Here is a 13,772-nt window from a genome sequence, read left to right on the forward strand (position 1 = left end):
AACATCCGGAATTTTCATACTGACCCCCGCACTTTATTTCGTTTGCGGCCCCACCCCGCTCTTGGCTTAGATAGCCCGCATGTTCCAGGCAGACAGAGCCCTTAGCCCATGAGCAGCGAAAGCATCAGCCAGTCGATTTCCATCGTTCACCCCATCCGCCTGAGCCACGGCAAGAATGCCGAGGTGTGGGACGAGAATGGCAAGCGCTACATCGATTTCGTCGGTGGGATCGGCGTGCTCAACCTGGGGCATTGTCATCCGCGGGTGGTGGCGGCGATCCAGCAGCAGGCCACCCGGCTGACTCACTACGCGTTCAACGCGGCGCCCCACGGGCCCTATGTGGAGTTCATGGAGCGGCTGGCGCGCTTCGTGCCCTTGAGTTACCCGGTCAGCGGCATGCTCACCAACAGCGGCGCGGAGGCGGCGGAGAATGCCTTGAAGATCGTCCGGGGCGCCACCGGGCGTACCGCGGTAATCGCCTTCGATGGCGGTTTCCATGGCCGCACCCTGGCCACCCTCAACCTCAACGGCAAGGTCGCGCCCTACAAGCAGAAGATCGGCGTGCTGCCCGGCCCGGTGTACCACCTGCCCTACCCGAGCGCGGACAACGGCGTGACCTGCGAGGAGGCGCTGAAGGCCATGGACCGGCTGTTCAGCGTGGAGATCGATGTCGCCGAAGTGGCCTGCTTCATTGTCGAGCCGGTGCAGGGCGAGGCTGGTTTCCTGGCCCTGGACGTCGAGTTCGCCCGTACCCTGCGACGCTTCTGCGATGAGCAAGGCATCCTGCTGATCGCCGATGAAATCCAGTCCGGTTTCGGCCGCACCGGCCAGCGCTTCGCCTTCTCGCGGCTGGGGATCGAACCGGACCTGGTCCTGCTGGGCAAAAGCATCGGCGGCGGTGTGCCCCTGGGCGCGGTGCTCGGGCGCAAGGCGCTGCTGGACAACCTGCCCAAGGGCGGCCTGGGCGGCACCTATTCCGGCAACCCCATCGCCTGCGCGGCGGCCCTGGCGACCCTGGACGAGATGAGCGACCACAATCTGCAAACCTGGGGCGAACGCCAGGAGCAGGCCATCGTCAGCCGCTACCAGCACTGGCGGGCCGAGCGCCTGACGCCTTATCTAGGGCGCCTGACCGGGGTCGGCGCCATGCGCGGCATCGAGCTGCTCAAGGCCGACGGCTCGCCGGCCCCGGAGCAACTGAGCGCACTGCTCAGCGCGGCGCGGGACGCCGGCCTGCTGTTGATGCCCAGCGGCAAGTCGCGGCACATCATCCGCCTGCTGGCGCCGCTGACCATTGAACCGCAGGTGCTGGAAGAAGGGCTGGATATTCTCGAGGGTTGCCTGGCGCGGTTGGCATGACACCGCGCGTTTGCACAAAAGCCGCTCGCCATGGACACTGGCGCGCCTCATGCCATCGACAAGGAAGTGCAACATGACATGCCCCAGCTACAGAGAGCGGCCCACGGCCGCCAGCCCAGGAATCTTCGGCCGCGGCGAGCACGACTCATGAAGCAGTACATTCCCTTTGTGCTGGTCTACCTGCTGCTGACGCCGCTGTATTACTGGATGAAGCCTTACCCGCTGAGGAAGTGGACAGGCCTGGCCCTGGGTCTGGCCGGGCTGCTGTGGATACTGTTCCTGCCGCCCATGCTGGGCGAGATCGATGCCGGGCTGATTGCCGTGGCGCTGGTGGCCATGGGCAGTTCGCTGTTTTTCAGCCGGCGCCGCTACCAGGACCACGCCTGAGGCGCTGCGTTACAAGCCGAACACCCGCCGCGCATTGCCCTGCAGGAACTTGTCCCGCACCGGCTCCGGCAGCTCCAGGGCCTGGACCTGCTGCATGCATTTGGCGAACGGCAACTGCGGGAAATTACTGCCGAACAACACCTTGTCCTGCCCGTAGGTACGCATGAAATGCAGCAGTTGCGGCGGGTAATAGGCCGGCAGGTAGGCCGAGGTGTCGATGTAGATATTGTCGTGCTTCCAGGCCAGGCCGATCATCTCGTCGGTCCAGGGGTGGCCGATGTGCCCGGCGACGATTCGCAGTTCCGGGAAATCCAGCGCCACCTCATCCAGATAAGGCACCGGCCGCCCGGTTTCCGAAGGCATCAGCGGGCCGGTGTGGCCGACCTGGGTGCAGAAGGGAATGCCCAGCTCCACGCACTTGGCGTACAGCGGGTAGTACAGGCGGTGGTTGGGCGGCAGTTTCCACAGCCAGGGCACGATGCGCAGGGCCTTGCAGCCCAGCTCGCCCACCGCCCGCTGCAGCTCGGCCAGCGCCGCCATCGGCCGGCTCAGGTCCACCGTGGCCACGCCGACGAAACGCTCGGGATAGGCGCGGGTGAATGCAGCAATTTCATCGTTGCTGAACACCCAGCGCTCCGGCCGGCACCAGGCCGCCAGCATCAGCTTCTCGACCCCGGCCTGGTCCATCAGCTCGACGGTCTGCTCGATGCTCAGCGGCTGGTCCAGCAAGTGCGCGGAACCTGACTTCTCGAACAGCCGCGCCACCTCCGGCAGCAACTGCCGCGCCCGGCCGTTGGCCGGTTGTGCCCATGCGTCGATTGCACCCTTCATGAGAGCTATCCCCCTCTGCTGACCGTGATTCAGGCGACGAGGGCTCAGGCTACGTCCGCGCCATGACAGCGACAATGTTCGCAGCGCTCGGCGGCGTTGACCGATCCGCCCAGGCTCGACTCCCGCCCTTGACCTTGTTCCGCCTCCCTCCTTTCACCTTCTGCGCCCTCGGACCGACCAGCGGTTCCAAGCGCGCATTTTGCAGGCATCGTCGTTGATCGGGCGGAAAACGAACTTCTAGAAACAGAACTAGCTGAAACGTATCAGCTTCAGCAAAAACAGCAAATATGCATAAATGCAAATTTATTCTTGACCCAAAAAACCGCCTCGCTTAAGGTGAAATTGCTGTATGCACATACAGTATTTTTTGATGAACATTTATGTGAACCCATTCACGGACGAGGTATTACCTATGAAAAGCAACACTGAAAAATTCGGCAAAACACCCCATCAACCCAGCCTCTGGACTCGCGCCGATGCGCTGAAAGTCCATGCGGACGATCCCACCACGACCCAGCCACTGGTCAGCGCGGATTTCCCGGTACTGAGCAACGAGGTGTTCATCTGGGACACCATGCCGCTGCGCGACCTGGACGGTAACGTGACCTCCGTCGACGGCTGGTCGGTGATCTTCACCCTGACCGCAGATCGTCATCCGAACGACCCGCAGTACATCGACGAAAACGGCAACTACGACATCACCCGCGACTGGAACGACCGCCACGGCCGGGCAAAGATGTACTACTGGTTTTCCCGTACCGGCAAGGACTGGGAACTGGGTGGCCGGGTGATGGCCGAAGGGGTTTCGCCCACGGTTCGCGAATGGGCCGGCACGCCGATCCTGTTGAACGAACAGGGTGAAGTGGACCTGTACTACACCGCCGTCACGCCGGGCGCGACCATCGTCAAGGTGCGCGGCCGGGTGGTGACCACCGAGCATGGCGTCAGCATGGTCGGTTTCGAGAAGGTCAAGCCGCTGTTCGAGGCCGACGGCAAGATGTACCAGACCGAAGCGCAAAACCCCTTCTGGGGCTTCCGCGATCCATGGCCGTTCCGCGACCCCAACGACGGCAAGCTGTACATGCTGTTCGAAGGCAACGTGGCCGGCGAGCGCGGCTCGCACACAGTGGGCGAAGCAGAAATCGGCGACGTGCCGCCAGGTTATGAAGACGTCGGCAACTCCCGTTTCCAGACCGCCTGCGTCGGTATCGCCGTGGCCCGCGACGAAGACGGCGACGACTGGGAAATGCTGCCGCCGCTGCTGACCGCGGTCGGCGTCAACGACCAGACCGAACGCCCGCACTTCGTGTTCCAGGACGGCAAGTACTACCTGTTCACCATCAGCCACACCTTCACCTATGCCGACGGCGTGACCGGGCCGGACGGGGTGTACGGTTTTGTCGCCGATTCGCTGTTCGGTCCCTACGTGCCGTTGAACGGTTCCGGTCTGGTGCTGGGCAACCCGTCCTCCCAGCCGTTCCAGACCTACTCGCACTGTGTGATGCCCAACGGCCTGGTGACCTCCTTTATCGACAGCGTACCGACCGACGAAAGCGGCACGCAGATTCGTATCGGCGGTACCGAAGCACCGACGGTCGGGATCAGGATCAAAGGGCAACAGACCTTCGTGGTGGCCGAGTACGACTACGGTTACATCCCGCCGATGCTCGATGTAACGCTCAAGTAATAGCGACACAGGGCGTTCAGGCAGCGAGTTCGAGTTCGATGAAGAACCCGTTGTGGATATGAATCGAGATATCCCGCCTGGCTCACTGCGACTTTGCTCAGGAGCTTCATTGAACAATGCGTAGTACCGACCCTTCGGAACTGGCTACACGGGTGTAGCCAGTTCTGCTCCCTCCTTGCGCGACGCCCCTTTCCCCTTGGCCAGCATGGCTGTCCACGCCCCCCAGGCTCAGCTCCCGGTCTTGACCTTGCTCCAGACCCGGGTACGCACCCGTTCCATTTTCAGCGGCAGCGGTTCCAGCGGGAACAGCGTGGCCATCACTTCCCTGGACGGATAGACACCCGGGTTGTCGCGGATTTTCTGCTCCACCAGCGCCGTGGCATCGCGGTTGGCGTTGGGGTAGCCCAGGTAGTCGGAAGACTGGGCAATCACTGACGGACGCAACAGGTAGTCGATGAACTTCAGACCGTCCTGTGGGTGCGGCGCGTCCTTGAGCAACACCAGGTTCTCCACCCAGACCGGCCCGCCTTCGCGCGGAATGCTGTAGACCAGATGACGGCCGTTGTCAGCCTTCTGCGAGGCGACCTGGGCATCGAACACCCCGCCGCTCCAGCCCACCACCACACAGACGTTGCCGTTGGCCAGGTCGGAGATGAACTTCGACGAATCGAAGTAGCGGATATGCGGCCGGACCTTGAGCAGCAAGGCCTCGGCCTTCTTGTAATCCTCGGGGTTCTGGCTGTTGTAGGGCAGGCCCAGGTAATGCAGGGCAATGGGGATGATTTCGTTCGGTGCATCGAGCATGGCCACCCCGCACTGGCTGAGCCTGGCCAGGTTCTCTTCCTTGAAGATCAGGTCCCAGGAGTCCACCGGCGCCTGGTCGCCGAGCAGCGCCTTGACCTTGTCGACGTCATAACCGATGCCCGTGGTGCCCCACAGGTAGGGTGCGGCGAAGCGGTTGCCAGGGTCGTTGCTCTGCACCTTGGCCAGCATCTCGGGGTCCAGGTGCGACCAGTTGCCGAGCTGGCTGCGGTCCAGTTCCTGGAGCACCCCGGCCTTGATCAGGTTCGGCAGCAGGTCGCTGCTGGCCACCACCACGTCATAGCCACTGCGCCCGGCCATCAGCTTGCTTTGCATCACGTCGCTGTTGTCGAAGGTGTCCTGCAGCACGCTGATGCCGGTTTCCTTGTGGAACTGTCCGGGCGTGTCCGGGGCGATGTAGTCGTACCAGTTGTAGAAATGCACGCTCGGTTCGGCGGCCTGGGCCGTAGCGAAACCGAACAGTGCGGCCAGGGCCAGGGGCAAACAGCGGATAGCTTTCATCTGAGGACTCCGAGCGTTGGCACCCGCCCAAGGGACGTGCGCCTCGCCTTCTGATTATGGATTGTTATGGCAGGGCCGAAAGCGGCGGAAAAACAGCGATGGGGTTTAAGGGATCAACAGCTCGCGAAGGCCATCGGCGTGCTCGACGTATTCGCCGGACAGTTGCAGGCGCCGGTCGTGCAGGTAGTCGTAATCGCGGCGAGCGGCCTTGAGTTGCCCGAGGTCGAGCTGCACCACCTGCCGGCACTCGTCGCGGCCGGCCTCGAACAGCAGTCGGCCGAAGGGATCGACCAGCGCGCTGCCGCCGGCGAACACCAGGCCGCCGGTGCCGCTGCCGACCCGGTTCACCATCACCGCGAAGGCCTGGTTCTCCTGGGCACGGGCCATGATCGCGGTGCGGTGCACCGGGCCGTAGGGGTCCATGTTGCCGTTGCTCACCAGAATCAGCTCGGCGCCCAGTTGGCCGAGGGCGCGGGCGCTTTCCGGCAGTTCGATGTCGTAGCAGATCAGCAGGCCGACCCGCACGCCCCGCCATAGCACGGTGGTGTAACGGTCACCGGGCTGGAACAGACCGCGCTCGTCGGGCCACAGGTGAGTCTTGCGATAACTCGTCGCCACCCCTTCGGGGGTCACCAGCAGCGAGGTGTTGTAGTAATGGCCGGCGGCTTTTTCGGCGATGCCGACCACCACCGCGACCCCCTTGGCGCGCACCGCCCGCAATACGGCCTGGATACTCGGCCCGTCCAATGGCTCGGCGACCTCGGCCAGTTGCTGCTGGTTGGCGAAACCGCTGATCTGGGTTTCCGGGAAGACCAGCAGGTCGATGTCGTCATTACAGTCGGCAATGCCCTGCAGGACCCGCTCGAGGTTGTAGGCCGTGTCGCCGTCACGACCGGCCAGTTGCATCAGTTCAATCTTCATCGTGGATCCTTTGAAGTGTCGGCAGGTCTCCGGACGCCACATGGGTGGCACCCGCCAGGGCTGGTGGCGAGTATGGAGGGGATGCAGCCGCGCGGTAATCACTGCAAAGGAGTACCCCGCCAGGGTTAGCTGGCGGGACAAGGCAACAGAAGACTGGCGGGGTCAGGCGTTACCCAGCGACTGGCGGGAAACCCGCGCAGCCTTCAGCGCGCGCCAGGTCCACAACGCGCCGCACAGGTCCGGCAAGGCCAGCAGCAACAGCACCGGCGACACCAGCCCGGCGGCGACGAAAGCGGCAAAAAACACCGGCACCGACAGGCGGATCGCCACCGTCAGGGCCATCAACTCGCGCCGCTCGGTGTAGCCGGCCCAGACGTAATAGACGCCCAGGTACAAGGCCAACTGGCCCATCACCCGGATCCACACCTCATCGGTCAGGGCGAAGCCGAACAACGGCAACAACAGGTTCGGCGCCAGCACCAACGCGGCGCCCAGCAACAACATGTACAGGCCGAACACAAACACGCTCTTGCCCGGATGGCTCATGGTTTCACTCCTTGGGGGTGCGAGGTGAGGCGATAGGCCTCGGCGTCGAAATAACGGGTCTGCTGGCGGAACTGCCAGCTGAACCCTGGCCACAGGGCGACGTTGCGCCCGCTGTCGGGGTCCATGTACCAGCTCTGGCAACGGCCGACGCTCCATACCGCGCCGCGCAGCCGGTGGCGCAGGCCCTGGTTGAAGCGCGCCTGGGCCTGTGGATCGACATCGACGCTGGTCACGCCCAGGCGTTGCAGGGTGTCCAGGGCACCGAGGATGTAGGCGATCTGCGACTCGATCATGTAGACGATGGAGTTGTGCCCCAGGCCGGTGTTGGGCCCCATCAACAGGAACAGATTGGGAAAGCCGCTGACCGTGGTGCCCTTGTAGGCTTCGCTGCCCTGCTGCCAGGTGTTGACTATGTCCACCCCGCCACGCCCGAGGATCATCCCCGCCGGGAACGGCGTGCGCGCCTTGAAACCGGTGCCGAAGATCAGCGCATCCAGGGCATGGCGCTGGCCGTCGACGGTGATCAGCGCGTCCTCGGTGACTTCACGGATACCGCTGGTGACCAGTCGGGTGTTGGCCTGGGCCAGGGCCGGAAAATAATCGTTGGACTGCAGGATGCGCTTGCAGCCGATGGCGTAGTCCGGGGTCAGTCGCCGGCGCAGTTCCGGGTCCTTGACCTGGCGCCGCAACAGGTTGAGCGCCAGCCATTTGTGCAAGGCCATCAGCCGCGGGTTGAACACGAAGCCCAATACCCGGGTTTCATGGGCGGTGTAGATCAGCCCGCGCAACAGCCGCTGCACCGCGGGAAAACGCCGCAGCAGGCGCTGGGCGGTCGTGGAAAAGGCCCGGTCCGGCTTGGGGATGATCCACGGCGGCGTGCGCTGGAACACCGCCAGGCTGGCCACCCGCGGCTGGATCTGCGGCACGAACTGGATCGCCGAGGCGCCGGTGCCGATCACCCCCACCCGCTTGCCGGCCAGGACATAGTCATGGTCCCAATGCTGGGAATGAAAGACCCGGCCCTTGAAGCGCTCAAGCCCCGGCAGTCGGGGATAGTCCGGGGTCGACAAGGCCCCGGTGCCGGCCACCACCACCTGGGCGAAACGCACGCCGCCACGGGCATCCGTCACCTGCCACAGGGCGCGCTCTTCCAGCCAGCGCAGGCCGGTGACCGCGGTGTTGAAGCAACAGTGTTGCAGCACCTGATACTTGTCGGCGCAGTGCCGCAGGTAGTCGCGGATCTCCGGCTGCGGCGAAAAGCGCCGCGACCAGTCGGGGTTGGGCTCGAAGGAAAACGAATAGAGGTGGGAAGGAATATCGCAGGCACAGCCGGGGTACTGATTGACCCACCAGGTGCCGCCGACGCCGGCTTCCTGTTCGAGGATCAGGAAGTCCTGTTCGCCGCGCTGGCGCAGGTTGATCGCCATGCCGATGCCGGAGAAGCCGGCGCCGATGATCACGACCCGATAGACCCGCGCGGGGTCGGCCTGCTCCTGAAGTAGCGCACTCATGTTCCTGACTCCTGGCGGCACAAACGCCGGGCGAGACCGTCCGCAGCGCATGCACGGCTGTTCATTCCGAAGTTCCGTGGATCGAGGGTGGGCCGCTCACCGGCCCTGGCGGTTAGGTTGACGCTGCGTGCAGCCTGCTGGTCCGGTGCGCCAGGTTCTCCAGCGCCTGCGGGTCGAGTTCGGCGGCGATCACCAGGGCCTGGCGGCGCAGGGTCTGCAGGGGCGTGCGGCGGCCGAATATGCCGGTGAAGTGCATGAACATGCGCAGGCCGAAACCCAGCCCATCGCCCCTTTGCCGCGGCACCAGGTGCAGGTGGGCGTGGGGAATGTGCTGGTTGGTGGCCTTGCCGTCGTTGACGATCAGGTGCGTGCCTTCCACCCCGAAGCCGGCGCGCCGCTGGGCGGCGAGCAAGGTATCGAACACCTGGTACAGGTGCTGGCGGATGACCGTGGGCAGTTGCTCGAGTTTTTCCACATGGGCCAGCGGGATCAGCAGCAAGTGCCCCTGCCCCAGCGGATGCACATCCATGAAGGCCATGCAGTGGGTGTCGCGATAGACCAGGGCACTGGGCAATTCGCCGGCCGCGATCTGGCAGAAAATACAGGTCATCCGTGAATCCTCGGTGAGTGGCGCTCCTTCGGGCGCTGTAAATGTAGCTCACGCCGCTCGCCGAGGTTCGGCGCAAGTTGTTACCGGACGTCGCGCGAACATCCGCGCCAGCAGCCAGCGATCGCGCAGGTAGGGCTTGTTGTCCAGCAGCGCCGCCAGCCGCGGCAGGTTGACGAAGGGCACGCCGGGGTAGATGTGATGCTCGACGTGGTAGTTGATATTGGCCCACAACAGGCCGATCAGCCGGTCGCTGACGGTCACGGTGTTCTTCGCCAGGTCCAGGCGCTCCGGGTCGCCAACCGCCAGGGTGGCCATGGGGAAGTGCTCGTAGCCCCGGGAAATCGGGTTGATCACCAACGCCAGCAACAGCAGCGGCACGATGAAGATCAGCACGAATTGCAGCATCAGCCCCTGGCTGTAGCACCAGGCGCCGATCGCCGCCAGCGACAGCAGATTGAACGCCAGCTCGCGCAGAACCCGGTTGCGCACCGCCTTGCCGTAGCGCACCAGGGAAAAGTAGATGAAGCGCGGCACGAACACGGCGATGCGCAGGAACATCCACTTCACCCCGCCGGTGTAGTTCCAGTCGTCGGGGTCCTTGTCCGGGTCGCCCAGGTAGCGGTGATGGTATTTGTGGCACTCGGTGAAGGAGGAAAACGGGAACACGATGAACCAGGCCATGAAGCGCCCGACCCACAGGTTCAGCGCCGCCGAACGAAAGCCGCTGGCATGCCCGCAATCGTGCTGCAGCACGGTGAAGGCATGCAGCTGGTTGCCCAGCACCAGCACCGCCAGCGCCAGGCCCCAGGGGTTGTCGCCGAGCAGGATGTACAGCGCCGCCGCGCACCAGACCAGCACATGCAGTACCGACCAGAGCACGAACTTCAGCGGCTGCGGCTGCATCAGTGCCTGCAACTGAGCCTGGCGTTCGCGGTCGACCCGCAGTTCGGCGCGCTTGGCCAGCCGCAGTTCGTCCTCGGCGGCGTGTTGGGTTGAATGATTCATGAATTGACCTTCCTCTGTCTGTATCGCTAATCGACTTGCAGGCGCACGTCGTCCGTCAATGGATAGCCCACGCACAACAGTGCCTGGCCCCGGTTCAGTTCGTCCGCCGACAGCCCATGGTCCTCGCGCATGCGTACCTGCCCCGCCAGCCGGGTGCAGACGCAGGCCGTGCAGAAACCGCTGCGGCAGGAAAACGGTGGCTGCACGCCGCTGGCCAGGGCCGCGTCGAGCAGGGTCTGGCCCGGGGCGACCGTGAAGCTGAACGCCTGGCCCTGCATCAGCAGCTCCACGCGTTTTTCCGTGTCGCCGCTGGCCACTGGCGCCTTGGCCGGGGTGAAACGCTCCTGGTGCACGCTTTCCGGGGCGATGCCCAGGGCCTCCAGGGCGGCGGTCACCTCGTCCATCATGCCGCTGGGGCCGCAGCTGTAGTATTCGCGGGCTTGCGGGCCGGGCAGCGCGCCGAGAATGTCGATCACCCGCTGCCGGGTCAGGCGCCCTTCGTGGGCCCCCGGGGTGTCCGGTCGCGACAGCACATGCACCAGTTGCAAACGCTCGCCGAAGGTCTGGCGCAGCTGGTCGAGCTTGTCGCGAAAGATCACCGACTCCTGATTGCGGTTGCCGTAGATCAGCGACACCTGGGCATCCGGCTCGAAGTGCAGCGCCGACTTGAGGATCGAGAAGATCGGCGTGATCCCGCTGCCCGCAGCCAGCAGCACCAGGTGCCGCCCCCGGCCCGGCTGCGGGGCGAAGGTGAAGCGGCCGTGGGTGCCGAGGGTCTGCACCGCGTCGCCGGCGCTCAGCTCCTGCACCAGGCGGTTGGAAACCTTGCCGCCGGCCACGCGCTTGACGGTGATCGACAGGGTCTTGTCCAGCCCCGGCGTGCTGCTGATGGAATAGGCGCGGCAGCCCTTGGCGCCGTCGACGTCGACCTCCAGGGTCAGGTACTGCCCGGCGCTGTAGCGGACTTTGCGCAGCAGCGGCTGCTTGAGGTGAATGGTCACCGCATCGTCGGTTTCCCGTTCGATGGCGGCGACTTTCAAGGTCAGGGGACGGTTCATGGCTGGCCCAGGGCGCTGTGCGCGGGGGTGGGTTCGTCGGCGTTGCGCGGTGTGGCGAGGCGCCGTTGATGGGCATGTTCATGGGCCGCGATGGGCGCCGGCAGCACCCGGAATTGCAGCAGGCGGACTTTCTCTGCGTGGTCCAGCGGCTGCCACCAGTCGAGCTTGTCCGCCAGCGCATCGAAGCGGCGCAGCATCAGCAGTACGAACAGGCCGAATACGCTGAGGTCGCGAAACACCATGGAACCCGCGGCCGCCAGTTCCGGCTTGAGCCGCTCGAACAGCGCCGGGCTCTCCGACCAGTGGCCGACAGACCAGTGATGGTGGCAGGCGTGGTAACCCTCGTTGAGGATGTTCACCGGTGTTTCCAGCAGGGTCACGGTGTTGTACATCCAGTCCTTGGGGTCTTGCTGGCCGCCGTAGAAGGCGTGCTGGCTCCAGTGGATGACGCCCATCAGGAAGTTGCTCGCGCACCAGGGCACCAGCATGTAGAGCACGGCGATCGGCAGGCTGTAGCACGCCAGCGCGACGAACAGCCCGACATGCACCAGGTTGCCCATGACCATGGCCCGGGCCTGGCTGCGCTTGTGTTTGCTCTTGAAGTACAGCCAGGGCGAAACCATGAACTGCTGGTACATCACCTCGCGCACCATATACACGGCGAAATCCCAGGCGCTGGCATGGTCGTAGCGCGCGGTGGCGTAGACATCCAGCGGCCCGGCGTTTTCCCGGTGATGCTGTTGCAGGTGCGCCGCCGCATGGGGGATCAGGCCCATGGGAATGGCGAAGAACATGTACAGGAAGGAATTGCCGACCCAGCGATCGAGCAGGCTCGAACGCTTGAAGATACCGCCGGGCACATGGCCTTCCTGATGCATGGCGCTGAAGGAGCGGACAAAGCCGCGAATGTTCGGCCCATAGACGAAGGCGTAGAACAGCAGCACCAGCAGCCAGGAGATTTCCTTGAGCCACAGCTGGGCGATGAACACCGGCCCGGCGGTCAGGCCCAGGCTGATGGCGGCGGCCAGGATCGGCTCGTCCCGCGGGTCCTTGAGCAAGCGGTCGGCCAGGGGTTGCAACAAGCGGTGATAGCTCGTCACCAGCCAGTTGCCCAGGGCCTTCATGCCCGGCAGCCACGACAATGACCGGCGCCCGGCCTGCAAGGTGCATGACAGGGCCAGAATCACAGCGATGGCTGCGGTGTTGAACACCAGCAGCAGGCTGAACAGCGGAATAGCCAGGCAGTGAAACCCGCGACCGACATTGGCCGGGCGCGGCGGATAGAGAAAATCGCTACTCATGCTTCTACTCCATTAGGCATGTTGCCGAGGCCGGAGCGACGCCAGGGGCGCCGAAGCTCCGGCTGCGGTAGCAGGCGAATCAGGCGCTGTAGGACTCGCGCAGGAACTGCGCCAGCAACGGCGTGGCGGCACTGCGGGAGATCGGGTGGAAGCCGATCGCCCGGGAGGCCGCCAGCAGATAGGCCACTTCGTCGGAGGCGATGAACGCCATGCCACCCAACAGCTCGACGCTGAGGTTGGTCGCACGCTCGATCGCCGCCTGCACCAGGAAGCGCGTGCACAGCGCCTTGTGGTAGGTGTTCATCGGCGCATCCTGTTGTGCCTGCAATTCGCCGGCGGTGCCGAGCAGCGCCTGATGGGCGCCCTCCAGCTCGATGCACAGCAGGGCCAGTTGCGCGGGGTCGGCGAAGGGCTTTCTCAGCAGCCGGTCGACCAGCGCCGAAGCCACGCCCAGGTAGCTGCCGCCGACCATCAGCTGGAACCAGCTCAGGCCGTTGAGCGAGGTTTCCATGGCGGTGGCGGCCACTTCTTCGCTGTCGGCGCCGTCGGCCAGCAGCATGCGCTCGCTGGGCACGAACACGCCGTTGAACACCAGTTCGTTGCTGTCGGTGGCACGTAGCACCGTGGCGTTCCAGAAGGGTTCGCGGGTGATCGTGCTGCCATCGGCAAAGACCACGGCAAAGCCCTGGCTGACGCTGCCGTCGTCCTGTTCACAGGCGACGCCGACCACGATCACGTCCATGTGGTGGCTCATGGTGCAGGGCTTCTTGCTGCCGTCGAGGACAAAACCGCCCTTCACCGGCCGCGCCTTGACGCTGCGGTTGAAGATCTCCGAGCCCGGCTTGCCCTCGGCGAAGGCCGAGGCGATCAGCAGCTGGTTCTGGGTGATGCCCCACAGCAGCTCTTCCGCCGCCGGGATCAACCCGCCCAGCTGCACGATGGTGGCGATGGTGTGGTGATGCATGGTCATCATCACCGCCAGGGATGGGCACAGCGAACCGATGGCGCGCAGGATCTCCACGGTTTCCTCCGGCGAGGCGCCGAGGCCGCCGTAGGTCTCGGGGATGATCAGGCCGGCGGCGCGATAGTCGCGAAACAGCCCGCAGAGCACGGCCGGGTCGGCTTGCTCCAGGGCCATCAGGCCGCGCTCCCGGAGGGCGGCGAGCAGGCCCGGCAGGTACTTCTCGGTGGCGTTGCGGGCGTTGTGCATCGACATGGTGTGGACTCCTTTCT

The 13,772-nt window shown here is 64.8% G+C and carries 13 protein-coding genes; 3 read left to right on the plus strand and 10 right to left on the minus strand.

Annotation, left to right across the window (positions count from 1 at the left end; all coding sequences use genetic code 11):
* Nucleotides 1-108: 108 nt before the first annotated feature.
* Together CXQ81_RS26655 and CXQ81_RS26660 are read left to right on the plus strand one after the other, a co-directional pair.
* Entirely contained in the window at nt 109-1,359 is a 1,251-nt protein-coding gene (locus CXQ81_RS26655; RefSeq protein WP_007929472.1) for an aspartate aminotransferase family protein, read from the plus strand.
* Nucleotides 1,360-1,506: 147 nt separating this feature from the next.
* Nucleotides 1,507-1,746: a hypothetical protein gene (locus CXQ81_RS26660; RefSeq protein ID WP_007929469.1), complete on the plus strand. Its 240-nt coding sequence runs from the start codon at nt 1,507-1,509 to the stop codon at nt 1,744-1,746.
* Between the two features lie 9 nt (nt 1,747-1,755).
* Here CXQ81_RS26660 and CXQ81_RS26665 read toward each other — a convergent pair whose 3' ends face one another.
* Nucleotides 1,756-2,577 (minus strand): amidohydrolase family protein, encoded by an 822-nt coding sequence (locus CXQ81_RS26665; protein ID WP_101338995.1) that lies wholly within the window; start codon nt 2,575-2,577, stop codon nt 1,756-1,758.
* Between the two features lie 412 nt (nt 2,578-2,989).
* On the opposite strand from CXQ81_RS26665, the gene CXQ81_RS26670 reads away from it, so the two are divergent.
* Nucleotides 2,990-4,264: a glycoside hydrolase family 68 protein gene (locus tag CXQ81_RS26670; RefSeq protein WP_101338996.1), complete on the plus strand. Its 1,275-nt coding sequence runs from the start codon at nt 2,990-2,992 to the stop codon at nt 4,262-4,264.
* Between the two features lie 228 nt (nt 4,265-4,492).
* Here the strand turns inward: CXQ81_RS26670 and CXQ81_RS26675 are convergent, their stop codons facing one another.
* From CXQ81_RS26675 to CXQ81_RS26715, 9 genes are all read right to left on the minus strand, one after another.
* Nucleotides 4,493-5,587, minus strand: coding sequence for a polyamine ABC transporter substrate-binding protein (locus CXQ81_RS26675; RefSeq protein ID WP_101338997.1), 1,095 nt, complete (start codon nt 5,585-5,587; stop codon nt 4,493-4,495).
* A gap of 105 nt (nt 5,588-5,692) precedes the next feature.
* Complete coding sequence (locus CXQ81_RS26680; RefSeq protein WP_101338998.1) at nt 5,693-6,508, minus strand: carbon-nitrogen hydrolase family protein; 816 nt, start codon at nt 6,506-6,508, stop codon at nt 5,693-5,695.
* Nucleotides 6,509-6,670: 162 nt separating this feature from the next.
* A complete protein-coding gene (locus CXQ81_RS26685) occupies nt 6,671-7,054 on the minus strand; it encodes a hypothetical protein (RefSeq protein WP_101338999.1) in 384 nt (127 codons plus the stop codon).
* A complete protein-coding gene (locus CXQ81_RS26690) occupies nt 7,051-8,565 on the minus strand; it encodes an NAD(P)/FAD-dependent oxidoreductase (RefSeq protein WP_101339000.1) in 1,515 nt (504 codons plus the stop codon). Before CXQ81_RS26690 ends, CXQ81_RS26685 begins: the two co-directional genes overlap by 4 nt.
* Nucleotides 8,566-8,677: 112 nt before the next feature.
* Nucleotides 8,678-9,175 (minus strand): HIT family protein, encoded by a 498-nt coding sequence (locus CXQ81_RS26695; RefSeq protein ID WP_007929455.1) that lies wholly within the window; start codon nt 9,173-9,175, stop codon nt 8,678-8,680.
* Between the two features lie 48 nt (nt 9,176-9,223).
* Entirely contained in the window at nt 9,224-10,180 is a 957-nt protein-coding gene (locus CXQ81_RS26700) for a fatty acid desaturase (protein WP_101339001.1), read from the minus strand.
* Between the two features lie 26 nt (nt 10,181-10,206).
* Nucleotides 10,207-11,238: a ferredoxin--NADP reductase gene (locus CXQ81_RS26705; RefSeq protein ID WP_092417661.1), complete on the minus strand. Its 1,032-nt coding sequence runs from the start codon at nt 11,236-11,238 to the stop codon at nt 10,207-10,209.
* Complete coding sequence (locus tag CXQ81_RS26710; protein WP_053262533.1) at nt 11,235-12,539, minus strand: fatty acid desaturase; 1,305 nt, start codon at nt 12,537-12,539, stop codon at nt 11,235-11,237. Before CXQ81_RS26710 ends, CXQ81_RS26705 begins: the two co-directional genes overlap by 4 nt.
* A 79-nt stretch (nt 12,540-12,618) precedes the next feature.
* A complete protein-coding gene (locus CXQ81_RS26715; RefSeq protein WP_101339002.1) occupies nt 12,619-13,755 on the minus strand; it encodes an acyl-CoA dehydrogenase family protein in 1,137 nt (378 codons plus the stop codon).
* Nucleotides 13,756-13,772 lie beyond the last annotated feature (17 nt).

The organism is Pseudomonas sp. 09C 129 (assembly GCF_002843625.1).
Taxonomy (GTDB): Bacteria; Pseudomonadota; Gammaproteobacteria; order Pseudomonadales; family Pseudomonadaceae; genus Aquipseudomonas; species Aquipseudomonas chlororaphis.